This is a genomic window from Terriglobia bacterium (assembly GCA_020072785.1).
In the GTDB taxonomy this organism is placed as follows: Bacteria; Acidobacteriota; Terriglobia; order Acidiferrales; family UBA7541; genus Acidiferrum.
This window is the reverse complement of sequence record JAIQGG010000001.1, coordinates 183,835-207,751: the sequence shown is the minus strand read 5'-3', so window position 1 is coordinate 207,751 and position 23,917 is coordinate 183,835. Positions and strand designations below refer to the sequence as shown.

At 62.0% G+C, this 23,917-nt stretch carries 15 protein-coding genes; all 15 read left to right on the top strand.

Annotation, left to right across the window (positions count from 1 at the left end):
* Positions 1-446 precede the first annotated feature (446 nt).
* The 15 genes from LAN61_00860 to LAN61_00790 all read left to right on the top strand — a co-directional run bounded on the left by LAN61_00860 (position 447) and on the right by LAN61_00790 (position 23,787).
* The gene (locus LAN61_00860) at positions 447-2,009 is read left to right on the top strand and encodes a GWxTD domain-containing protein (protein MBZ5539046.1); all 1,563 of its coding nucleotides are present in this window, start codon (positions 447-449) and stop codon (positions 2,007-2,009) included.
* A 6-nt stretch (positions 2,010-2,015) separates the two neighbouring features.
* Positions 2,016-3,758 carry a carboxypeptidase-like regulatory domain-containing protein gene (locus tag LAN61_00855; protein ID MBZ5539045.1) on the top strand — a complete coding sequence of 581 codons (1,743 nt, stop codon included), beginning with the start codon at positions 2,016-2,018 and terminating at the stop codon, positions 3,756-3,758.
* Positions 3,759-4,010: 252 nt separating this feature from the next.
* Positions 4,011-6,842 carry a PAS domain-containing protein gene (locus tag LAN61_00850; GenBank protein ID MBZ5539044.1) on the top strand — a complete coding sequence of 944 codons (2,832 nt, stop codon included), beginning with the start codon at positions 4,011-4,013 and terminating at the stop codon, positions 6,840-6,842.
* Positions 6,835-8,310, top strand: coding sequence for a sigma-54 dependent transcriptional regulator (locus tag LAN61_00845; protein MBZ5539043.1), 1,476 nt, complete (start codon positions 6,835-6,837; stop codon positions 8,308-8,310). The genes LAN61_00850 and LAN61_00845 overlap by 8 nt, the downstream gene beginning before the upstream one ends.
* A gap of 1,522 nt (positions 8,311-9,832) precedes the next feature.
* On the top strand, positions 9,833-10,522 hold the full coding sequence (locus LAN61_00840) for a hypothetical protein (protein MBZ5539042.1): 690 nt from the start codon (positions 9,833-9,835) through the stop codon (positions 10,520-10,522).
* A 281-nt stretch (positions 10,523-10,803) separates the two neighbouring features.
* Positions 10,804-11,424 (top strand): hypothetical protein, encoded by a 621-nt coding sequence (locus LAN61_00835; protein ID MBZ5539041.1) that lies wholly within the window; start codon positions 10,804-10,806, stop codon positions 11,422-11,424.
* A 352-nt stretch (positions 11,425-11,776) separates the two neighbouring features.
* Positions 11,777-12,814 (top strand): hypothetical protein, encoded by a 1,038-nt coding sequence (locus tag LAN61_00830; protein MBZ5539040.1) that lies wholly within the window; start codon positions 11,777-11,779, stop codon positions 12,812-12,814.
* Positions 12,811-14,052 carry an O-antigen ligase family protein gene (locus LAN61_00825; GenBank protein MBZ5539039.1) on the top strand — a complete coding sequence of 414 codons (1,242 nt, stop codon included), beginning with the start codon at positions 12,811-12,813 and terminating at the stop codon, positions 14,050-14,052. The genes LAN61_00830 and LAN61_00825 overlap by 4 nt, the downstream gene beginning before the upstream one ends.
* Before the next feature lie 49 nt (positions 14,053-14,101).
* On the top strand, positions 14,102-15,358 hold the full coding sequence (locus tag LAN61_00820; GenBank protein ID MBZ5539038.1) for a polysaccharide biosynthesis/export family protein: 1,257 nt from the start codon (positions 14,102-14,104) through the stop codon (positions 15,356-15,358).
* A 5-nt stretch (positions 15,359-15,363) separates the two neighbouring features.
* Positions 15,364-17,709 carry a polysaccharide biosynthesis tyrosine autokinase gene (locus LAN61_00815; protein ID MBZ5539037.1) on the top strand — a complete coding sequence of 782 codons (2,346 nt, stop codon included), beginning with the start codon at positions 15,364-15,366 and terminating at the stop codon, positions 17,707-17,709.
* A gap of 9 nt (positions 17,710-17,718) precedes the next feature.
* The gene (locus tag LAN61_00810) at positions 17,719-18,726 is read left to right on the top strand and encodes a GDP-mannose 4,6-dehydratase (protein ID MBZ5539036.1); all 1,008 of its coding nucleotides are present in this window, start codon (positions 17,719-17,721) and stop codon (positions 18,724-18,726) included.
* Between the two features lie 275 nt (positions 18,727-19,001).
* Positions 19,002-20,384: a hypothetical protein gene (locus LAN61_00805; protein ID MBZ5539035.1), complete on the top strand. Its 1,383-nt coding sequence runs from the start codon at positions 19,002-19,004 to the stop codon at positions 20,382-20,384.
* A 169-nt stretch (positions 20,385-20,553) separates the two neighbouring features.
* Positions 20,554-21,399 carry an ABC transporter permease gene (locus tag LAN61_00800; protein ID MBZ5539034.1) on the top strand — a complete coding sequence of 282 codons (846 nt, stop codon included), beginning with the start codon at positions 20,554-20,556 and terminating at the stop codon, positions 21,397-21,399.
* Between the two features lie 47 nt (positions 21,400-21,446).
* Positions 21,447-22,709 (top strand): ABC transporter ATP-binding protein, encoded by a 1,263-nt coding sequence (locus LAN61_00795; GenBank protein MBZ5539033.1) that lies wholly within the window; start codon positions 21,447-21,449, stop codon positions 22,707-22,709.
* Positions 22,710-22,896: 187 nt separating this feature from the next.
* Complete coding sequence (locus tag LAN61_00790; GenBank protein MBZ5539032.1) at positions 22,897-23,787, top strand: FkbM family methyltransferase; 891 nt, start codon at positions 22,897-22,899, stop codon at positions 23,785-23,787.
* Positions 23,788-23,917 lie beyond the last annotated feature (130 nt).

Sequence of the window (23,917 nt, the reverse complement as noted above, 5' to 3'; positions counted from 1 at the left end):
GCATTCTTCGGAGCGCATTTCGTTCCGCGCAGGCACGGTGAGGATACCACTGTCATACGTCACCCTAGAGTGATAAAACGGCACCGTCCCGGGCGGCCTGCGCTCTTATCGAGGGCCACTCGCTGGGAGCCAACCTGCCCGGAAGGCCAGGGTGTGCAGGCTGTCCGTTGGCGCGGGGGAAGTGTGGGGCGAGGCAACCCGCGCGGCGCGGCGGGCCTCTAAAGAAAATCGGGGGCAAGTTGCAGATAATGAAGGGGATTCCTTGATTGACGTGGGCTTGCCATGCGGTTAGAATTCGTACTCCTATGGGTAGAGGTGTCTTTATGACGCGGTTCTCGCGCGCCTTCGCGGCGTGTGCGGTTTTCATGGCTCTGGGTCTGGGCGCGGTCTGCGCACAGGAGATTCCTGCACCGGCTCCGAGGGCGGACAAAGATGCCCGGAAAAAAATGAAGCAGGTGTACAAGGAGCTGGGCGAGGCTTACAAGCACTGGCTCGACGAAGACGTCGTGTACATCATCTCGCCGGACGAGCGCAGAGCGTTTCTGCAGCTTTCCACCAACGAAGAGCGCGAGCAGTTCATCGAGCAGTTCTGGCTGCGCCGCAGCAGCAATCCGGATCTGCCGGACAACGATTTCAAGGAAGAGCATTACCGGCGCATCGCCTACGCCAACGAACATTTCGCTTCGGGAATCCCGGGGTGGAAGACCGACCGCGGGCGCATCTATATCATCTGGGGCCCGGCGGACGAAGTGCAGTCGCACCCGACGGGGGGCACGTACGACCGGCCGGCAGCCGAAGGCGGGGGAACGACATCGACCTATCCGTGGGAGACGTGGCGCTACCGGCACCTGGACGGGATCGGCGAGGACATCGAACTGGAGTTCGTGGACCCCTCGGGCTCGGGGGAATATCACCTGACGATGGACCCCTCGGAAAAAGACGCGCTGCTGCACGTGCCGGGCGCGGGGTTGACGCAAATGGAAGCGATGGGCATGGCCTCGAAGACGGACCGCTTCACGCGCTCGGACGGCACGAACATGGGGACGCCGCTGGGCGGGTCGCAGCCGGCGAAGTACAACGAATTCACGCGCCTGGAACTGTATACGAATATCCAGCGGCCACCGGCGGTAAAGTTCAAGGACCTGGAGGCGCTGGTGACGTCGCGCATCGTGCGCGATCAGATCCACTTCAACTGGCGCACGGACTACCTGAAGGTGACCAGCGAATCGGTGCTGGTGCCGGTGACCATCCAGATTCCCAACACGCAGCTCTCCTTCAAAGACAAGGACGGGGTGCATTCCGCGACGCTGAACATTTTCGGGCGGGTGAGCACGCTGACGGGGCGCGTGGTGCAGACCTTCGAGGATTCCGTGAGCCGCGATTTTCCGGATTCGCTGTTCCAGCAGTCGATCAAGCTCTCCTCGATCTACCAGAAGGCGGTGCCGCTGCGTCCCGGGCTGTACCGGCTGGACCTGGTGATCAAGGACGTGCAGAGCGGCAACATCGGGGTGGTGAATTCGCGCCTGGCCGTGCCGCGCTACGAGGACGACAAGATTCAGGCGAGCTCGCTGATCCTCGCGGACCAGATCGAGCACGTGCCGGCGAAGCAGATCGGCACGGGGCAGTTTGTGCTGGGTTCATCGAAGGTGCGGCCGCGCCTGGAGGCGGACTTCACGGTGAACGACAAGCTGGGCATCTACCTGCAGGTATACAACCTGAAGGTGGACGAAAAGACGCATAAGCCCAGCGGCACGGTGCAGTACCTGGTGCGCAAGGGCGACCAGCAGATGCTGGAGTTCAAAGAGACCACGCAAGAGATGAAGCAAAGCGGCGACCAGATGACCATCGAGCGGCTGCTGCCATTGAGCACGCTGGCGCCGGGCAAGTATACCCTGGAGATTCACGCTACGGACCAACTGGCGAATCAGACCATTTCCCGGTCGGCGGAGTTTACGGTGAAAGCCGCGCCGGAAACCAAGGCGGCGGCGAACACGACTCCGGGGAGGTAAAACGTCGTGAAAAACGGACGGCACCGGACGACCATCCCGGGGGCCCTGATCCTGAGCGCGGCGCTGCTGTCGCTGTTCTGCGTGGCCGCGGGGGCGCAGACAAAACCCGTTTCCGGCAAGGTCGCGGGAGTGGTACGCGACACGGCCGGAACGCCGCAGATGGGCGCAACCGTCCAGATCGTCCCGGAAGGGACGGGCCTTGCGTCTTCCGCAGAATACCTCACCAACATGCAGGGAATTTTCCGGGGCGAACGCTTCGCTCCGGGGCTGTATACGGTACGCGTGACGCTGGCCGGATATCTGCCCACCGTGGAACAGCACGTCCGCGTCACCGCCCAACTGACCACGCTGGTGCGCATCGAGCTGGAATCGATGTTTGCCTCGCTGGACCGCCTGCGCCGCCAGCCCGCCACGACCTCGGATGCTGATGACTGGAAATGGGTGCTGCGCTCGTCGGCGGCCATGCGGCCGGTGCTGCAATGGATGGACGAGAACGGAAGTGCGGGGCAGCACGGCGCGAATGGCGGCACTCCGGAGCTGCCGCACGCCCGCCTGGAGTTGACCAGCGGGGCGCGGCGCCCCGGTTCGATTTCGAATCTGGCGGATGCGGCGGGGACGGCGTTTGCCTACGAGCAAAGGATCGGGGCAACCGGCAAACTGCTGTTGGCCGGGCAGATGAGTTACGAGCGGGCGCCGGCAGGAGGCCTAGCGGCGATCTGGCGGCCCACGGGCTCGGCAGAGACCGGGCCGCAGACGACGCTGGTGCTGCGCGAAGCGCGGCTGGGGCCGGATGGGCCGACGTTCCGCGGGGTGCGCCTGGATCAGAGCGGGTTGGTGGCCCTGGGCGACCGCGTGGCTGTGCGCTACGGCGCGGAGTATGTTCTGGTGGGACTGGGAATGGCGGCTTCCTCGCTGCGCCCGCGTACGGAAGTGGATGTGCGGGTGAACGAGGACTGGCGCGCGGCGCTGGTATTCGCGGGGCAGCCCGGCGTTCCTTCGCTGGCGTCGAGCGGAGAGGAGGACCGCAACGCGGCGCTGGTTTCCGTGCTCGACCAGCTGGATACGTTTCCGGCGCTGCTGTGGCGCAACGGGCGTCCGGTGCTGGAAGGCGGCTGGCACGAAGAGCTATCGGCGCAGCGCAAACTCGGCGCGCGGGGCAGCCTGCAGATCGCGGCGTTCCACGACGACAACCGCCATGTGGCGCTGTTCGGGCGGGGCAGCGACCTGGCCAGTGAGAATTTCCTGCACGACTTTTTCTCCAACGGTTTGGCAACCGACGGGGGTGCGTCCAGCGCGTGGGGCACGCGGCTAGCGGTGCGCGAGAAGGCGGGAGAGAACACCGAACTCACCGTGGTCTATGGTTTTGCGGGCGCGCTGGCGCCGGACGAACAGCCCGGCGCGGAGTTCCGCGAGGCGCTGCGCACGCGGCAGCGGCACACGCTTTCCGCCGACATCAAGACCCGGGTGCCCTGGCTGGGGACGCAAGTGAACGCGGGCTACAAGTGGATCAGCGGAAGGATTCTCTCCCGGCCGGACAGCTTCGGCGAGACCCTCTTCCAGAACGATCCCTACCTGCACATAAACGTGCGCCAAGCCCTGCCCAAGTTTGCACCGGGCCACTGGGAGGCTCTGGCCGAGTGCCAGAACCTGCTGGCCCAAGGATACGTACCGATGAGCGGGCGGGATGGCAGCGTGGTGGTGGTGCCGGTGTTCCGTAGCTTCCGCGGCGGCGTGAGTGTCCAATTCTGAAGTTGAAGAGCGGGGCTTTGGAAAGTTGTATGGCACCTACCAGAAAGCGGATAATTCCAGGCCAAGATCCCCTGCCTGCCTTCAATTACTTGAAAACAGGGGTATTTGCTTGAGGCCCACCTACCAAATGATGGAACTGGAGTTGCTCGCCTATAAGGATAGCGGGGACGGAGCGGTTCCGTACGAGCAATGAAGCAGAACCTGCGAGTGAGCCTGGGGGCAGTGCTGCTGGCGGTGGTGACGCTGGCGGCGATGATCTTTGCCGCCCTGAACTTCAACCAGCGGGCGCGTTTCGAGACCCCGGATGATGGGGTGACCTGGCTGGACACCGAGCGGGGCGTGGAAGCCTGGCAGGTGGCGGCAAATTCTCCCGGGGCGAGCGCGGGGATCCACGCCGGAGACCGTCTGGTCTCCATCGAGGGCGTGGGCATCGGCAAGGCCGTGCAGGTGACCAAGCGGCTGTGGCGCGCGGGGCTGTGGACCCAGGTGCGCTACCGGCTGGAGCGCAGTGGCGAGGAGTATGAAACCCGGCTGGTGACCGCGCCGGCAGAGAAGCCGGCCTCCATCGAAGCTTCTCTGCGCTTCGTGGGCCTGCTGTACCTGTTCATCGGGCTGTTCATCTTCGTGCGCCGATGGAACGCGCCCCGCGCCGTGCACTTCTACATTTTCTGCCTGGTCTCTTTCATCCTGTATTCGTTCCACTTCAGCGGGAAACTGGACGCGTTCGACTGGGAAGTGTACTGGTCGAGCATCGCCGGGCGGCTGCTGGCGCCGGCGCTGCTGCTGCATTTCGCGCTGGTCTTTCCGGACCAGCGGGAAGTGCGCCTGGGCCCGGTCACCGGGAAGTCGCTGCTGGCGCTGCCGCTGCGATTGCTGGACCGGCTGCTGTCCTACGTACCCTCGCCGGTGCGCGTGGTGGCGCTGGCGTATATCGTGCCGGCCCTGCTGCTGGGCGCGCACATCAGCGTGGCCATCAACGCACTGGGGTTCATCCCCTGGCTGGGAGCGCGCCTGGTTCTGGACAAGATCGAGTTGGCCTACCTGGCGCTGGCGTTTCTGGGGGCGGGGCTGGTGTTTCACCGCAGCTACCGGGAAGCGCCCGCCGGCGTGCTGCGCCAGCAGCTGAAGTGGCTGACCGGCGGCACGCTGATCGGCAGCCTGCCCTTCACCCTGTTCTACATCACACCATTTGTCTTCGACGCGGCCCTGCGCCCGTGGATGAAATTTTCGGCGCTGAGCCTGGTGCTGATTCCGCTGTGCTTCGGCTACGCCATCATCCGCTACCGGTTGATGGACGTGGACATCATCTTCAAGCGCGGCCTGGCCTACACGGCGGCGACGGCGGGGGTGGTGGCGGCCTATTTCGGCCTGATCGGGTTGATCGGGTGGATCTTCCGCACGCAGATCACCCCGGGGGTAGCCGGAGAGGTCATCGCCATCGTGATGGCGGCGTTCCTGTTCCAGCCGTTCCGGGACTGGACGCAGGCGCGCCTGGACCGCTTCTTCTACCGCGACCGGCTGGATTACCGGCGCACGCTGATCGAATTCGGACGGACACTGACCAACGAGGTGCGCGTGGAGCCCATGCTGGGCTCGGTGATGGACCGCGTGTCGCAGACCCTGCTGGTGGACCGCCTGGCGATCTTCGTGGAAGACGCGGTGCAGCCGGGGCAGATGCGTCTGGCGCGCTCGCAGGGCCTGCGTTTTTCGGAAACCTTGGATCTCAGCTTTCTCGAGCCGGCCCGGCCCGAGTTCGCGCGCGGGGCGCTCTTTTTCGAGTCGCCCCGTAGCGCGCGGGATGTGCCGGAGCGGGTGCGGCGCACGCTGGAGCAGCTGGACCTGAACTACTACGTGCCCTGCCGCATCCGCGAGCACACCGTGGCGGTGCTGGGGCTGGGGAAGACGGTGGACGGCGATTTCCTCTCCAGCGACGACGTGGAACTGGTGCAGACCATCGCGGGTTATCTGGCGGTGGCCCTGGACAACGCGCAGCTCTACAGTTCGCTGGAGCAGAAGGCCCTGGAGATCGCGCGCCTGAAGGACTTCAGCGAGAACATCGTGGAGTCGCTGAACGTCGGGGTGCTGGCGGTGGATCTGGAGGGCAGCGTCGAATCGTGGAACACGCGCATGGAGCAACTCTTCGGGGTGCCGCGGCAGGAGGCCCTGGGGCAACCCCTGGCGGCGCTGCTGCCGGCGGAGCTGGCGGCGGAGATTCTGGCGCGGGCGGGCGACGAGCAGGTCAGCGGGATCTACAAGCACCGGCTGCAGCACCGTGGGCGTTCCCTGACCTTGAACGTCTCGATCACGCCACTGGTGAGCAAATCCGGCGAGCATATCGGGCGGTTGCTGCTGTTTGACGACGTGACCGTGCGCGAACGCATGGAAGGGCAGATGACGCAGACGGAGAAGCTGACCTCGCTGGGGCTGCTGGCGGCGGGTGTGGCGCACGAGGTGAACACTCCACTGGCGGTGATCTCCAACTACATCCAGATGCTGGCCAAGCAGATGCCCGCGGGCGACCCGCGGCAGGGACTCATCGAGAAGATCGTGAAGCAGACGTTCCGGGCCAGCGAGATCGTGAACAACCTGCTGAATTTTTCGCGCACGGGAGCGGCGGAGTTCGCGGAAGTGGACGTCAACCGGGTGGTGGAGGAGACGCTGTCGCTGGTGGCCCATCCGCTGAAGACGTCCCGGGTGCAGGTGGTGCGGCACCTGGGAGAGGCGCTGCCCGCGGTGCACGGCTCGTCGAACAAGCTGCAGCAGGTCTTTCTGAACCTGTTCCTCAACGCCAAAGATGCCATGCCCGAGGGGGGCATGCTGGAAGTGCGCACCATGGCGCACAACGGGAGCGTGGAGATCGAAGTGGCGGATACCGGAGCGGGAATCTCCCGCGAACACATCCACCGCATCTTCGATCCGTTCTTCACCACCAAGGTCAACGGGCGGGGAACGGGGCTGGGGCTTTCGGTGAGTTACGGAATCATCAAGGAACATTCGGGAAAGATCGACGTGCGCTCCACGCCCGGCAAGGGCACATCCTTCCACCTGGAGTTCCCCGCAGCGAGAAAGCCGGTGCATGTCTAAGGGCTCGATCCTGGTAGTGGACGACGAGTCGGAGATCCGCGAGGGCCTGGAGCTGCTGCTGACGTCGGAAGGCTACCGCGTGAGCAGCGCAGAAACGGGCGCCGCGGGGCTGGCCAAGCTGGAAGAGCAACCCTACGACCTGCTGCTGCTGGACGTGAGCCTGCCGGACCGCAACGGCCTGGAGCTGCTGCGCGAGATCCGCCGGCGGGATGCCCACCTCGCAGTGGTGCTGATCACCGCGTACGGCTCGATCGACATGGCGCGGCAGGCCTTCAAGAGCGGCGCGCAGGACTACATCACCAAGCCGTGGTCCAACGACGAGCTGCTGGCGCAGGTGGCGCAAGCGGTGGAATCGCAGAAGCTGCGCGAAGAAAACCTGCAGTTGAAGCGGGCGCTGAAGCAGCGCTTCAATTTCCCCAACATCATCGGCAAGAGCGAGAGAATGCTGACGCTGCTGGACCTGGTGACCCAGGTGGCGGCGGCGCGCTCCACGGTGCTGATCAGCGGAGAGAGCGGGACGGGCAAGGAGCTGATCGCCAAAGCGATTCACTCGGCCTCGCCGCGCGCGGACAAGGCCTTCGTTCCGGTGAACACCGGCTCCATCCCGGCGGACCTGCTGGAATCGCAGCTGTTCGGGCATGTGCGCGGAGCATTTACCAGCGCGGTGGCCTCCAAGAAGGGCCTTTTCGAAGTAGCCGACCAGGGCACCATCTTTTTCGACGAAATCGCCACCATCAGCCCGGAGACGCAGGCCAAGCTGCTGCGCGTGATCCAGGAGCGGGAGTTCATGCGCCTGGGCGGAACGGAGCAGATCAAGGTGGACGTGCGCATCTTGGCGGCGTCCAATGTGGACCTGCTGACGCTGGTGCGCGAAGGGCGTTTCCGCGAGGACCTCTATCACCGCCTGAACGTGATCCATTTGCAGCTGCCGGCGCTGCGCGAGCGGCGCGAAGACGTGCCGCTGCTGCTGGTGCACTTTCTGCAGCGCTACTGCCAGGAAAACGGCAAGCCGCCGCGGCAGTTCAGCGCCGGGGCGCTGAAGCTGATGATGGACTACGACTGGCCGGGCAACGTGCGCGAGCTGGAAAACGTGGTGGAGCGCGCGGTAGTGCTCTCGACGCAGGAAAAGATGGACGTGGAGTTGCTCCCGGACTCGCTGCGCAGCAAGGAGATCGTGCGCGGAGTGCGCCTGCAGCTTTCGGAATTTCTACCGCCGCTGCCGGGGGAGCCGGGGGCGCGGACCGGGGCGGACAGCGCGCGGCCCTCACTGTTTCAGATCATGGACGAGATCGAGCGGCGCATCATCGTGGACATGCTGGAGCGCTCCGGCTGGAACCAGACCGAAGCGGCGGAGCGCTTCCTAATCCCGCTTTCGACGCTGAACCAGAAGATCAAGCGCCTGGGAATCGACGTGCGCCGCCGCGGGCGGGGCGCGGAAGACGCCTACAGCGCCTCTCCCGGAAAGTAAAGGCTGGCAGTAGTGTTTCCGCGGCAGCCTAACGGATCGCAGGTTTAGGTCTGGCCTACCCACCAACCGGGCTTCCGTCTCATCGCTTAAGAACAGACTGTGCTGTTTTCCGTGAGTGCTAGCTTGCACCGAGCCCGCCATCCCTCGGAGTGACCATTGTCTGAGGCGTGCTCTGCAAAATTCGCATCGCGGGTCTTGCTCAGGTGGCTCGTGGAAGATAGCCAAATGGCACAAGGGGCAGTGGAAGACCACCAGCGACACGCACTTGGGACACGTCGCTGGTGGCACCCTGGTATTACCTTCCTTCTCTTCTTGCATATCGAACACGAATGGACAGTTCGGGTCTGAACAGATTGCATAGGGAGGCATAGCGACCTCTTCGCAATTCGCCTGGAATAGAAAAACAAATTCCGAAGCGTGGTTTTGACTAAAACAGAGGGCCGACCGTAGTAAATGCTGGGAAAATCTACTTGTTAATTGTTCAATTGTCAATGGCGTCATTTAATTGGCGATTTTCATGGTGCGCGATTTCACGCCGTGGCCCCCCGGCCACCTGGAGGCGCATCTCTTAAGCTTCACGTGGCCTGAATAAACTGACCCCCTTTTTCCGCTACCTCGTGGGAAGTGCTTCCATAGAATGTTTTTGCCGGTCGGTCGGCCGTTGCCGGCATCTTAAGTCTATACTGGTCTGGCCACCGTACAGGACCTGAGACAAACTCCTCAATTCTGAGGACGAGGGTATCGACGTGGGTATATGCGATATACCGATGTTCTTTGACTAAAGTGACCATTTGCTTGACACACTCCTAGGTAGGCGATAAAAGCGCGGGGTGTTATTTATATATCAGCTACTTAGATGTGGCAAGTATTTCCTAATAAATATTATTAGGATGCTATAATATTGGACCCAGTTCGCATTGAGGACACGGCCAGATCTCGAACTTGCCCACTGCTCAAATCTGTCGAAATTCAGTCGATGCGGACGTATTAAAGAGTTCGGGTGTTCTTGTTCGCTTTGCGGGTGTGAAATTATAATAACGGTAACTGCAATCATTGCAGCGATATGGACGGATACGAAACCAATTCAAAATGCGGGCCTCGAATACGCCTCTTCTCTTAGAGAGATGCACGTCGTCGCTTCCGCATCTTGAACAATTGTGCCTTCTTGCCATAGGAAATCCCCCCTTGCGTCTAATATGCTAGCGGAATGATTTCACCTGATGTGCAAGACAAAGTGAGTCTTGAACCAAAGAGTTACCTATCGCTACTACAAGGTGGTGTCAACGTGAGCTGTCCGCCGGCGGGTGTGAGTTAGAATCTTCGCCCATAAACCACGAAGGGTTTATATTCTGTTGACCAATAAATGGCTTGCACAAATTATTTCGCCATAGTATTTTTTTCTTAGTCTAATATAGCCGTTGTGTAGGTACTAGAACTGCCGTATTATTGCTTCGTCTGGTTGCCAACAATAATGTTGGCAAACGGAAAAGAGTGGTAGATTGCCAAGAGGTGGTGCGCTGCCATGAAGTTACTGGAGGCAAGGTCGAACTGGTATCTTGGGATTCTTTGTTTTCTTTTGGCATGCATCCCGGCCTACAGTGCAGTTACTAAGTCTGTTGGAGCTATCGCAGGCGCTCGGGGAGCGTCTCTTAATGGGCTTGGTGTCCATCCGGGGACGACCCTGTTCAGCGGCGATTCGGTCTCGACCTCATCCTCAGGCCAAGCCTTCATCGATGCGGTCGGTGCCAACTTTCACCTTTCCGAGAACAGCTCAATAACACTGCGGCAATCAGATTCGAGCACGCTGGCAGTATTAAATTCAGGAACCCTTGGTTTCTCTTCTCAAAAAGGTGATTCCATAAATGTCCAAGCCTCGGACGCCCTGATAAAATCCCTGTCGAACGCCAGTGCAAGTGGACAAATTACTTTCTTAAGTCCAACAGTCGTGCTCGTCGGCTGCAGGTCGGGTGTCCTTCAAGCCTCCGTGTACGATGAGACCTATGAGATTCCCGCTGGAGAGGCATACCGTATAGAGATGGAACCCCAGGGACCCCGTGGCGCTGGTGCCGATCAAAACAAGGACATGCCCAAGAAGGGTGGGCGAACCCGCCGAAAAGCTATAATTTTGTTTGTTGGGATTGGTGGAACGGCTGCAGGTCTCGGTATTTACGCAGCGGTGCACCAAGATTTCCTCAGTCCGGTTAGACCATAGTTCCAAACGCACAAGTAGACGTACCGATTTGGAACTTATTCCTATTTTAGTTTCCGCATAGAGCATGGATTGACAAGTTCTGAAGACCCTCCAGTCGATAGATTCTCCAGCTGATAAGACCTTTTCTTAGTAAGAGTCAATAAAAAGATCGCTTTGGAACAATTAATGCAACGTCATCTGCGACCAGTCGGCTGAATGCGAACTGCATTGTTGGCCCTTCCCGACCTCCCCCGCCTCAGTTCGCACTCAACTCTCTAGGAAAAGTCTAGGGGAGGGAGTGCATGTTTGCCAAATATTTTGTGGCAGTTCTAATCGTGTCGGCTTCCATTGAAGCCTTCCAGGCCCAGGCGCAGACTGTAAGCTCCGAAACAAATTCAGCATATTCCTTAAACCTTTCATCCACAATTGACCAGAAGGTTCAGCATCAAGCGGACTTGCAGGCTCGGCGACAGAAACCGTTTGAAGATGGGCCGCCGCGTCCAGCAGCTCGGGGAAAGCTCGGAAAGAAGTTCTGGATGGCATGGGGAACGGGTATTGCGTTAATGGTTATAGACGCGGAGTTGACTTCTCACTGTTCTCACAATCCAACTTGCGTTGAGTCGAATCCGTTCTTCGGAAGACATCCATCCCGCGCGCGTATCTACTTAATCAAGTTGGCACCGACACTAGCGGGGTTTTACTTCTCGCAAAAGTGGAAGCGCGATCGCCGAGGTGATACATGGGGCTGGTGGGCTTTCCCAGCAATTACAATCGGATTCAACGGTGCAGCGGTCGCGATCGATTTAAGCCACGGGTCCGCTCCAGTAAAATCGGTCCCGGCAGAGAAACTGGTGGGCAATGTGCCCGCCTCGAAGGTTGAAGTTCTGCGCCAAACGACAGACACCCGGAATACAGGGCTGTAACATAGCTAAATGAATTATCTTGCAAGGTTTCCTGGTTTCGTAGCAGATTCTGTGCATGGCGGTATTTCGCATCAGCACTTACGGAGCGCGGTGTTGCATATTTATTGGAACTCTCCTTCTCTCCCTGACGTTTTGTTCCTATAGTTTGCGGAGTGGAGTTGCAGAATTTTATGCAGGGTCCGAGCGGCTCGAAGATTTGGAGCGGGCAGCTCGACTCGAACCAGACAACGCAGCCAATTGGTATAATCTCGGGCTCTATTGGCGACTGAATGCTGATCATCCTGATCTTTCACGCGCCATCAACTATTTTGTTCATGCAGCGCACGTTAATCCGCATTCGGCCGATATTTGGATGGATCTAGGGAAATCCTATGAATTGAACAGTGAAATATCGCAGGCGCGCGCGGCGTTTCTCGAGGCGCGCGCGAATTATCCGGTGTCCGCGGACGTGGCGTGGCGCTACGGAAATTTTCTGCTGCGCCAGGGGGAGACGGACGCGGCTTTCGCGGAGATTCGGCGCAGCCTGGCGGAGGAGCCGGGGCGCGCAGCCGAGGCCATCTCGGTCTGCTGGCGGGCCAAGCCGGACATCCGGGTTCTCCTGGATCAGGTCCTGCCGGCCTCGCCGCAGGTCTATCTCAGCGTGATCGAAGTGTTCGCGAAGCAGTGGGAGACGGACGCAGCGCTAGAGGTGTGGCGCCGCCTGGCCGGGCTACAGCCGAAGCTGGAGCTCAAGCAGGTAAACGTCTTTGTGGATGCCTTGCTGGCCAAGCGCCAGGTGGCGGAGGCGCACGAGGTGTGGACGCAGGCGCTGGGTTTTGCCGGCATTCCCCGCCCCGACGATCCCGCGAAGTCGCTGATCTGGGACGGGGGCTTCGAAACGGGAGTGAGCGGCGGATTTGCGTGGCGCGTGCAAGCGGCGCACGGTGCGCAGACGGACTTCGACAGCGAGGTGCGGCATTCGGGAAACCGCGCGCTGCGCATTCATTTCGACGGCAGGCAAAACGTGCAGTTCGAAAATGTCTGCCAGTTCGTGGCCGTGGCGCCGGAAACGGCGTATCAGCTCGCGGCCTGGATGCGCACCAAATCGGTCACTACCGACCGGGGTGTTTACATTATTGTGCGGACCCCGGAGTTTCCCGGCAATCCCCCGGCGATGAGCGCGGATATGCGCGAAACGCAGCCGTGGACGCGGCTGACCGTGCCCTGGACGGCCGGCAAGGACGTGCACCTCGCGCAGGTGTGCCTGGGGCGGGCCGCCAGCCAGAAACTGGACAACCAGATTTCCGGAACGGTGTGGGTAGATGACCTCACGCTGACACCAGAGAGCGCGCCACCCGCGGCGGCCTCCGCCGCGAGCCCCGCGGAACCCGCGCCAAAGGAACGGCCGTGAAATTTCTGCGCGTGGGCATCTGTTCGCTGCTGACTTTTGCGGTGCTCACGCATGGAGCCGTCGAGGAGTGGTCGGCGGCCGTCCTGGAAATCGGCGCCAGCGTTCTTTTCCTGACCTGGGCGCTGGGCTCGCTCTTCTGCAAGGAAGAAGAACTGCACATTCCCCCGCTGCTGCCGCCGCTGGTGCTGCTCGCGGGAGTAGGGGTGGGCCAGATACTTTTGCACACCACGGTGTACGCCTATCGCACCCGGATGGAAGTGCAGCTCCTGCTGGCCTATGCGATTCTGTTGTTCGTGGCCGGACAGGCGTATCACACGCTGGCCGACTGGCGGGGATTCGTCTGGTTCGTGATGGCCATGGGATTCGCGGTAGCGGTCTTCGGGATTCTGCAGCATCTGACCTTCAATGGAAAACTGTACTGGTTCCGGGAGATGCGCTACGGGGGCATTCCCTTCGGGCCGTACGTGAACCGCAACCACTTTGCGGGCCTGATGGAGATGGTGATCCCCGTGGGGTTGACGCCGCTGGTTTTCGGGAAAGTGCGGCGGGAACGCTGGATGATGGTGGGGCTGCTCACGTTGCTGCCAATCGTGGCGCTGTTGCTGTCGGCGTCGCGAGGCGGAATCATCTCCTTTCTTGTGGAGCTGGTGGTGCTGGCGCTGCTGCTGCGGCTGCGGCGCAGCGGGGGTAAGCACGCCCTGGCGGGGGGACTGGTGCTGCTGCTGGCGCTGTTGCTGGTTTCCTGGGTGGGCGTGCAAGAAGCGCTGCAGCGCTTCGCGTCGCTGCAGACGCTGGAACTGAATTCGGACAAGCGGGTCTCCATGACCCGGGACACGTGGCGCATCTTCCTGGACTACCCGCTGGCCGGCACGGGCCTGGGAACGCTGCAGAGCATATTCCCGAAGTACGACACGCTTTACGACGGAAAGGTCGTGGACCACGCGCACAACGATTATCTCGAGGTCCTTGCGGAAACGGGGATCCTCGGCGGGCTCTGCTGCGGGTTGTTTCTGTCGTTGCTGCTGGTGCGCGGGCTGCGGCGGCTGCTGAAACAGGAGAACTCCGCGGCGGCAGCGCTGCAAACGGGAGGACTGGTGGGCTGCGTGGGCATCCTGGTGCACAGCCTGGTCGATTTCAATCTGCATATTCCATCAAACGCCTTGCTATTCCTGCTGCTGGCCTACCTGGCGACGGCGGGAATCCTTCCCTCGCCCCGTCCCTCTCCCGCAACTCGTTGATTCCCACACGGCGGTTCTCTGTATAATGGGCCGGGGGTCATCTACTCTGATGCAGCCAGCTACCCTGGGTGCGCGGGAGAAGTTTATTTACCGCATCCCGATGACTGGAATGCAGAGGCTATTGCTCTGCTTGCTGGCGATTCTCGCCTGCGGCCCGGCGAGCCGGGCCCAGCAATCTGGCCTGGAGACATCGGAACAGACCAACGAACGCCTCCGCGCTTTTTCCGCCGCGGCCCAGAGCGTCAAGCGCGACTACGTAATCGGCAATGGCGATCTCGTGTCGGTGGAAGTGTTCGACGTGCAGGAACTGACGCGCGATGTGCGTGTCAGCCAGACGGGCACGATCACCCTGCCCTTGCTTCCCGTGCGCCTGCATGTTTCCGGGCTGACGGAACTCCAAGCGGAACAGAAGATCGCGGAAGTACTGGAGGCCAACGGCCTCATCACGCACCCCCAGGTCAGCGTCTCGGTGAAAGAGAAAAAGAGCAAGCCGATCACGGTCACGGGGGCAGTCATGCACCCCACGGTCTTTCAGGCCGACCATGAGGTCACGCTGGTGGAAGCGCTCGCCGAGGCGGGCGGGATCGCGGCGGATGCGGGCAGTGTGGTGATCGTGACCCGCACGGCCCACCCGATCTCGCCGGAAAACACGGCGGACGAGGATGTTCCGGCAGCAGGGGTGAATTCGGCGCCGCCGGCGACATCCCAGCCGGAGAGCGGACCCACGGCGGGCACAGATCCCGCAGCAGAGGGTGCGGCGGTGGCCGCGAAGCCGGTATCGCCAAGCGCGCCCACTGCAGCGGGCGCGGAAGCCGCCAAGGATCCTGCGCCGGTAGAGGATCTTACCGCCCAGGGGGCACCGCTGACCTTGACGATCAACCTCAACAACCTGCTGGAATCCGGGGACCAGAAAGAGAACCTGTTGCTGCAGGGCGGGGATGTGGTTACGGTGCCGCACGGGGGCATCGTCTACGTAATCGGCGCGGTGGGGCATCCCGGGGGATTCGTCCTGGCGGGCGACCGCACGCAGATGAGCACGCTCAAGATCCTGTCCCTCGCCGGGGGCTTGGAGAGCACCGCCAAGGCGGATTCCGCGGTCATACTCCGCAAAGACCAGACGGGACAGCAGCGGGAGATGGTCGTGCACCTGAAGAAGATCATGCAGCGGCAGGATGAGGATGTGACGCTCCTGCCCAACGACATTCTGTACGTGCCCGAAAGCAACGGGAAACGCGCGGCCTTCCGCCTGGCGCAAGTCGCGCTGGGAATCGGTGCGGCCGCAGCCATTCTCCGTGTGACTCATTAGGGAGAATGATGGACGAAAACCAGAAGTTGGTGCCCCTGGAGAACGGACTGAACGGCACGAATGGCGCCGTGGAGATTCTCCCGCTGCCCGCGCGCATGCCGACCCTGGACCTGCTGCCCCGCGAACCGCACCTGTACGACTACGTGATGATTCTGCGGAAGCATCAGTGGCTGATTCTCTCGTTTTTGCTGGCCGTAGTGACGCTGGTGTCGATCGCGACGTTCCGCATGTCGCCGGTGTACATCGCCACCGCGCGCATCGAGATTGACCGGGAAAACCCGAACTCCCTGGGATTCCAGGGCGGCGACCCCTATGCGGCCATGATCGATCAGGACAATTACATCGAGACGCAGTCCAAGATTCTAACCAGCGAGACGCTGGCGCTGCAAACCATCCGCAACCTAAACCTGGGGGGGAACCCGGCGCTTTCCCCCTCGGGCAAGGTGTCCGAGGCCATCCGCAGCGGCAGCCTGGCCAATCAGAAGCGCCCTCCGGAGCTGGCCGCGTTTCTGGCCGGGCTGAGCGTAAAGCGGGTGATTAACAGCCAGTTGCTGGACGTGGCGTACGAATCCACCGATCCGGAGCTGGCAGCGCGCATCCTCAATGCGCATCTGGAAAATTTCATCGAGCAGAATTTCCGCAGCCGCTACGAGGCCACGACGCAGGCTTCCGGCTGGCTTTCCGACCAGCTCAGCGAACTGCGCATCAAAGTGGAGAAGTCGGAAGACGCGCGCATCGCCTACGAGCGCGAGAACTCCATCTGGACCCTGGATGACAAGCAGAGCATCGCCACGCAGCGCCTGGGGGACATCAACAAAGAGCTGACCGAAGCGCAGAGCGACCGCATGAAGAAGGAAGCGCTCTACCAGTTGGCGCAAACCGGGAGCTTCGGCGCGCTGCCCCAGGCCCAAGACAACTCGGCCATGGGGGACCTCCAGAAGCAGCGCACGCAGGCCTACACCGACTACACGGGGGCCCTGAACCAGTACGGCCCGAATTTTCCGCGGGTGCAGCGCCTGCGCGCGCAGCTCAAGGAATACGACCAACTGCTGGAGACGGAAAAGAAAAACATCTTCAACCGGATCGAAAGTGAATACCGCACGGCGCGCCAACGGGAACTGCTCCTGAACGAGGCCCTGGACAAGCAGAAGGCGGAGGCCAACCAGCAGGCCGAGCGCCTGGTGCAGTATAATATCCTGCGGCGCGAAGCCGAGGCCAACAAGCAGCTCTACGAGGGCCTGCTGACCAAGCTGAAAGAGGCGAGCATATCCGCGGGACTGCGTTCCTCGAACATCCGGATTGTGGATCCGGCGATGATTCCCGCCACGCCGGCGCGCCCCTCCAAGACGCGCAATATTGCGCTCTCCATTCTGGTGGGACTGGTCGGGGGCATCGGGCTGGCCCTGACGCGGGAATATTTGGACAATACCGTGAAGTCGCCGGATGACATTGAGATGCTGGCGCGGCTGCCGTCGCTCGCGGTCGTGCCGTCGTTTGCGAGCTCCAACGGAAACGGCCGCGGCATGCGCCTGCTAGCGGGAGGGGCGGGGAGCGTGAACCAGCCGCATATCGAACTGGTCTCGCACCACCTGCCGAAGTCGCAGACGTCGGAGGCTTTCCGCGCGTTGCGCACGGCGCTGCTGCTCTCGCAGGCCGGAAAACCACCGCAGGTGATCATGGTCACCAGCGCGCTGCCCCGCGAAGGAAAAACCACGGCGGCGGCCAACCTGGCGGTGACCCTGGCGCAACTGGGAGACAAGACCGTGCTGGTGGACGCCGACCTGCGCAAACCCGGCGTGGGACGCGTCCTCAATCTGGCAGACGGCAAGTACGCGGGGCTCAGTTCCTACCTGGCGGGGGTTTCCAGCCTGGATCTGGTGACCGTGCAACACCCCAGCATCGAGAATCTCCTGGCCATTCCCACCGGCCCGCTGCCCCCCAATCCGGCCGACCTGCTCTCCTCGCGCAAGATGGCGGAAGCCATCGTCGAATTGCGGAAAAAGTACAAATTCATCGTCATTGACACACCGCCGGTCATGGCCGTAACGGACGCGGTGATCCTTTCCGTGCTCGCGGACGGGGTGCTGCTGGTGGTACGCAGCGGGGAGACGCCCAAGGGGGCCTTCACGCGCACGCGGGACCTGCTCTACAGCGTGAAATGCCGGATTCTCGGCGTGGTTCTGAACGCCGTGGATGCCAGCGCACCCGATTACTACTACTCCTATCGCTACTACCCCTATTCTTACGGCTACGGGCAGGAGAACGGAAGCAAGGATGCCTCGGAAAACACCCCGTTCGCTCCACATGGCTCGCACCGCCACTCGCTGGACGATGATTCCCAGGCTCTCTAAGGAGGATTTGTGCGCTACCTGATAACCGGAGGTGCTGGCTTTATTGGTTCGCACCTGGCGGAGAAACTCCTGGAGCGCGGCGATTCCGTCGTGCTGCTGGACAACCTGTCCACGGGCAGCATGGAGAACATCCGGCACCTGAAGAGCTTCGAGCGCTTGCAATACCATCTCGATTCGATCGAGAACAAACAGGTCCTGGCGGAGCTGGTGGATGACGCCGACGTCGTGGTGCACCTGGCGGCGGCAGTGGGTGTGCGCCTGATTGTGGAAAGTCCGGTGCGCACGATCGAGACCAACGTCAACGGCACGCAATTGATCCTGGAAGCAGCGCACAAGAAGCGCAAGCTGGTGCTCACCGCCTCGACCTCCGAAGTCTACGGCAAGAACACCCAGGTGCCGTTCCACGAAGATGCCGACCTGGTCCTGGGACCGACGACGAAGGGGCGGTGGAGCTACGCGGCGTCCAAGGCCCTGGATGAATTCCTGGCCCTGGCCTACTGGAAAGAGAAAAAGCTGCCGGTGATCGTGGTGCGGCTGTTCAATACCGTGGGGCCGCGCCAGACCGGGCGCTACGGGATGGTGCTGCCGAACTTCGTGAACCAGGCGCTGGAGCACAAGCCGATCACCGTCTACGGGTCGGGCAAGCAGTCGCGCTGCTTCTGCGACGTGCGCGACACGGTCGGGGGGCTGATCCGGCTGATGGATTGCGAGCGGGCCATCGGGGAGGTCGTGAACATCGGCAACACCGAGGAGATCACCATCGAGGGCCTGGCGCAGGTGGTGAAGGAACGCACGCAGAGCCGTTCCGATATCGTCTACGTTCCCTACGAACAGGCTTACGAGCCGGGTTTTGAAGACATGCAGCGGCGCGTGCCGTGTGTGGACAAGCTCCACGCCCTCACCGGATTCCGGCCGCAGACGCCCCTGAGCGAAATCGTGGACCGGGTGAGCACGTACTTCCGGGAAAAGCACGGAGTCACGGCTGCGCCGCGCACGGTGGCCAGCACCGCCCGCTGAGCAGCGGGTGGCTCTGCGGACAGAGGCACTAACCCTGAAGCGGGAGATAGGTAATTTCTTGTGAAGGCCGGAAAAACACTTTCGGTTCTGGTGCCTGTTGCTAACGAGCCGTTTCTGGCCGGGCCCCGATTGGAACGGCGGAGCGCTCTCGCCGCCGTGCAGGAAGCTGCCCGTTGAGAATGCCGGTGCCGGCACCTGGGGACCTGTCAGGCAAGGACCGTGCGCGGTCTTCTGAAAAAATCCTCGTCTTATTCTTCCTGCTTTCGCTGCCCCTGATGAATCCCCTTGTGCGGGGCGATGGCGTGGGCTATTACGCATTCGCCCGGGCACCGCTGATCGAGCATCGTCTCGATTTCACGAACGACTACCTGCGGGCCAATGCCAGCTTCCGTGAGCCGCGCGTGGATGAAAACGGCCGGATCCGGCAAGCCTTGGTCACCTCCACCGGCCATCTGGACAACCACTTCACCCCCGGCCCGGCGATACTCTGGAGCCCCTTCCTGCTGCTCGCCCACGCGGGCGTGCTGGCGGCGCGCGCGCTGGGCTCGGCGGTGGCCGCGGACGGCTTCTCCGCTCCCTACCGTTGGGCCATGGCCCTGGGAACGGCGTTGTACGGTTTCCTGGGGCTACTGCTCTCGTTCCGGCTGGCGGTGAAGTACGTGCACTGGCGCTGGGCGCTGCTGGCGACCATCGGCATCTGGGGGGCCAGCTCGCTGCCCGTTTACATGTACTTCAATCCCTCCTGGTCGCACGCGCACTCCGCTTTCTGTGTGGCCCTGCTCCTTTTTTACTGGGACAAAACCTCCGGCGAGCGCACGCTGGGGCAATGGCTTCTGCTGGGGGCTCTGGCGGGGCTGATGCTGAATGTCTACTACCCGAACGCGCTGCTACTGGCAGCGCCCGGCGTCGAGGCCCTGCGGGAATATGCGCGGCGGCTGCGCGCACCAGCGGCGAAGTGGCGGGGCGCGGGACAACTCCTGGGCCGGCATGTCGCATTCAGCGCGGTCACTCTTCTCTGTCTCCTCCCGACGTTTCTCACGCGCCAGATCATCTACGGAAATCCCTTTGAATCCGGGTATATCCCGCTGAGCCACTGGCTGTGGCGCTCACCGGCACTGCTGGCCGTCCTCTTTTCCGCCAATCACGGGCTTTTTTCCTGGACCCCGGTACTTCTGCTGGCCTGCGCGGGGCTGGTGGTGTTCGCCCTGCGGCAGCCGCGGGTGGGGGGCGCGCTGCTGGCCGCAGCCGGGGCGTACTATCTCTTCATCGCCTGCTATCCCACCTGGAACGGACTCTCCTCCTACGGCAACCGCTTCTTTGTCTCCCTTACGCCACTGTTCATCGTAGGGCTGGCGGCACTGCTGGAGACGCTCGCGGCGGCGTGGTCCCGGGAGCGAGCGGCGCTGGGGGCAGCGAGCGCCGCCATCGCCCTGTTCATCGTGTGGAATCTGGGGTTCATCTATCAGTGGGGCACCCAACTGGTGCCGGCGCACGGCCCCATCTCCTGGAGCAAAATGGTGCACAACCAGTTTGTGGCCGTACCGCGGCAACTGGGCGGCGATATGCGCACCTATCTGTTCCGCCGCAGCGCGATGATGCAGAGCATAGAGCGGAAGAACATCGAACTGATGGAAAGCCAGCCGCCAGGCCACCACTGAGTCCTCCCGCACAGGGCGCAGCGCGGGAGGGACTGCAGAAACCGGAAAGCTCCGTGGAGGAATAAGCAACCAGGAATCGATGTGCCGGGCCGCAGGGTTCGGCTAGAATGGTGCGGGGCATTCCATCGGAGAATGCGAAAATTGCATGGCTTCCCTCAGCACAAACGCTATGGGTGTTGAAACTGCCGCCGCGGCGGCGCCGCTCTACCGCATCACCCCGCCGCGCGGCTGGCTGGAAGTGCGTCTGCGCGAGATCTGGGAGTACCGGGAATTGCTCTATTTCTTCGTCTGGCGCGACGTCAAAATCCGCTACAAGCAGACGGTCATCGGCGTGGCCTGGGTGGTACTCCAGCCGCTGCTGACCATGGTGGTCTTCACGCTGTTCTTCGGGCACCTGGCCAAGCTGCCCTCCCAGGGCCTGCCTTATCCGGTCTTCTATTTCGCGGCCCTGGTGCCCTGGACCTACTTCTCCACCGCGTTGCTGAGCGCCACCAACATCGTGGTGGAAAATCAGCGGGTCATCACCAAGGTCTACTTCCCGCGCCTGATTCTGCCCATGTCCGCGGTCCTTTCCGGGCTGGTGGACTTCGCCATCGGTTTCCTGGTGCTGGTTGCCGTGACCCTGGGCTATGGGCAGCGTCCGGGTTTTGCCGCGCTGTACCTGCCCTTGCTGCTGCTGCTGGCGGTGGCCACGGCGCTGGGCGTGGGCCTATGGCTCTCCGCGCTGAACGCGCTCTATCGCGACGTGCGTTATGTGATGCCTTTTCTGATGCAGTTCTGGATGCTGGCTTCGCCGGTGGCTTACCCCGGCAGCCTCGTGCCGCAGCGCTGGCGCTGGCTCTACGGCCTCAACCCCATGACCGGCGTGATCGAAGGATTCCGCTGGGCGCTGACGGGGCACGGGCAGGCGCCAGGTGTGCTCCTGGTGGCCTCCGCGGGGATGGTGCTGGTGGTCCTGGTGGGCGGGATGCTCTTCTTCCAGCGCATGGAAGGCACCGTGGCGGACCTGGTCTGAACCGTGATGCCGCTGAAAACATTTCGCCCCGGGAAACGGACCGCGCGATGAGCGACGTGGTCATTCGCGCACACGAACTGAGCAAACGCTACCGCATCGGCCAGCGCGAAGAGGCGCTGCAGCTCCGCGAAGTGCTGACGCGCACGCTGCGCTCCCCGCTGCGGCTGTTTCGCCATGCCCCGCAGGAGACCTTTTGGGCGCTCCAGGACGTGAGCCTGGAAGTGCGACAGGGGGAAGTCCTGGGTCTGATCGGGCGCAACGGCTCCGGCAAGACCACGCTGCTGAAGATCCTCTCGCGCATTACCCGCCCCACCGCCGGCTGGGCGGAAATCCACGGGCATGTCGGGAGCCTGCTGGAAGTGGGCACGGGATTTCATCCGGATTTGACGGGCCGCGAGAACACCTATCTGAGCGGCGCGATCCTGGGGATGCGCAAGAACGAGATCGACCGCAAGTTCGACGAAATCGTGGCCTTCGCCGAACTGGAGAAGTTCATCGACACGCAAGTGAAGCACTATTCGACCGGGATGTACGTGCGCCTGGCCTTCGCCGTGGCTGCGCACCTGGAGCCGGAGATCCTGCTGGTGGACGAGGTGCTGGCCGTCGGCGACATCAAGTTCCAGAAAAAATGTCTGGGCAAGATGGGCGATGTCGCGAGGGCCGGGCGCACCGTCGTCCTGGTGAGCCACCAGCTCAACCAGATCCGCCGCCTCTGCCACCGCGCCATCTGGCTGGACAGCGGCACAGTACGCCAGAACGGCCCGGCTGCGGGAGTGGTGAGCGCCTACGAAGCGGCCATGACCGCCGGCGACCGCATGTCTTCGGCCCGCGGAAATAGTGCCACGCAAAAGGCGCGCTTCGTCCGCTGGGACATTGCCGAACCGCAAGGAAGCTCTCCCCACGCCTTGCAGACGCTGGGTCCCGCAAAAGTTCGCTTCCTGCTCGAAGTTCATAAGCCGATCTGCCACGCGCACCACGGCATCGCCCTCTACAACGCGGAACGCCAGCTGATGTGGGGTTATGGCACGGACAATCTCGACTTGGAAGCGGGCCTGCACGAGGTGGTCTATGAATTCCCCTCGCTACCACTGCGGCCCGGGATCTATTCCTGGCTGGTTACCTTGTGGGATGACTCCGGCGAGGTGGATCTGTGGGAGAGCGTCCCAGATATGTTGGTGGCCACGGAGTCCTACCAGCATGCGCGCGACGAGTGGAGTGGCATCATGAATATTCCTATCGCTTTGAAGATTGGTGCGTGTGCCGAACCGAACTTCGCGGCGGTTTCTCCTCCCGGCGGAAAGCGGACATGACCAGGCAGCGGCAACTCAACGGAACAGGCTCGGCCGAATTTCACTGCTGGTATGCCGGCGGAGAGGGAGTGCTCGCGCAAACGCGTAGTGTGCAGAGGCGACATAGAGCGAACACGCTTGCCGCATCGTGGGAGACCCGCGCGCAAATGAGAACCCTCTACCGCCGACGGTCGGCGCGGAGCCCCCAATGATTCGAGAATTGTCAGTACGGCAGTCTGGTATGGCGAGGCGGCTCATTCAGTTCTTTCAGAAATCATGGCCAGAGCAACGAGCGTCGTTTGGCTTTCGCTATTTCCGATGGTTTCCCGGAGCCGTACTTCCCCTGCGACTCCCCTACGGCGGTTGGTGGCTGGCGCGGGCGGATTTCTGCGGCCTTGCTCTTCTGTCCGACAGTTTCGAACCCCGCGAGGTTACTTTCACCGACCGGTTCCTTCGGCCGGGAATGGTGGTACTGGACATCGGTGCCCACCACGGCTTCTACGCTGTTCTTGCCTCAAAAAGAGTGCAGCCGGGAGGCATCGTCTTTGCCTTCGAACCGTCCCCGCGCGAGAGAAAGAAGCTGGTTGCTCATCTGCGCCTCAACCGATGCCAGAACGTCCACGTGGAATCTGTTGCGTTGGGAAGCAATGACGGAGAGGAGACACTCTTTGTTGTGGACGGATCGGAAACCGGTTGCAACAGCCTGCGACCTCCACGGGTGAACCAGGCCGTGTCCCAATTGCGTGTACAGCAGGACAGACTCGATGCTTTTCTAGAGATGCGCCAGATTGACCGTGTGGATTTTATCAAGATGGACGTCGAAGGGGGTGAGCGCCGGGTGCTGGAAGGCGCCGTGCGGCTGCTGGATCGCCGTCCGCGGCCACTCGTTCTATGCGAGGTGCAGGATCTTCGTACACAAGCGTGGGGTTACCCCGCTCGAGAGATAATTCAGTTCTTGTCCATGCGGGGCTATGAGTGGTTCTCCCCGGACGGAGAAGGCCGGCTGTCGCCCGTTGATGCGGATCGCGATTCGTACGACGGGAATTTTGTTGCTGTGCCGCAAGAACGATTCCCGGAGATGCGCGCTCGTTTTGGCTGAGCGCGCGCCCATGATGCGCAGGGAGCCCATAGGACCACCATGCTGACGTTTTTCTCGACACCGAAACCCTTCGCCGGGCACATCGGCGTGATCCAGCGCAACGCCATCCAGAGCTGGAAATCCATGCACC

Coding starts and splice junctions, on each gene's coding strand:
- LAN61_00860 (MBZ5539046.1), top strand. CDS start 447: ATGAAGCAGGTGTACAAGGAGCTGGGCGAGGCTTACAAGCACTGGCTC.
- LAN61_00850 (MBZ5539044.1), top strand. CDS start 4,011: ATGATCTTTGCCGCCCTGAACTTCAACCAGCGGGCGCGTTTCGAGACC.
- LAN61_00845 (MBZ5539043.1), top strand. CDS start 6,835: ATGTCTAAGGGCTCGATCCTGGTAGTGGACGACGAGTCGGAGATCCGC.
- LAN61_00840 (MBZ5539042.1), top strand. CDS start 9,833: ATGAAGTTACTGGAGGCAAGGTCGAACTGGTATCTTGGGATTCTTTGT.
- LAN61_00835 (MBZ5539041.1), top strand. CDS start 10,804: ATGTTTGCCAAATATTTTGTGGCAGTTCTAATCGTGTCGGCTTCCATT.
- LAN61_00830 (MBZ5539040.1), top strand. CDS start 11,777: ATGGATCTAGGGAAATCCTATGAATTGAACAGTGAAATATCGCAGGCG.
- LAN61_00820 (MBZ5539038.1), top strand. CDS start 14,102: ATGCAGCCAGCTACCCTGGGTGCGCGGGAGAAGTTTATTTACCGCATC.
- LAN61_00815 (MBZ5539037.1), top strand. CDS start 15,364: ATGATGGACGAAAACCAGAAGTTGGTGCCCCTGGAGAACGGACTGAAC.
- LAN61_00805 (MBZ5539035.1), top strand. CDS start 19,002: ATGAATCCCCTTGTGCGGGGCGATGGCGTGGGCTATTACGCATTCGCC.
- LAN61_00800 (MBZ5539034.1), top strand. CDS start 20,554: ATGGGTGTTGAAACTGCCGCCGCGGCGGCGCCGCTCTACCGCATCACC.
- LAN61_00795 (MBZ5539033.1), top strand. CDS start 21,447: ATGAGCGACGTGGTCATTCGCGCACACGAACTGAGCAAACGCTACCGC.
- LAN61_00790 (MBZ5539032.1), top strand. CDS start 22,897: ATGATTCGAGAATTGTCAGTACGGCAGTCTGGTATGGCGAGGCGGCTC.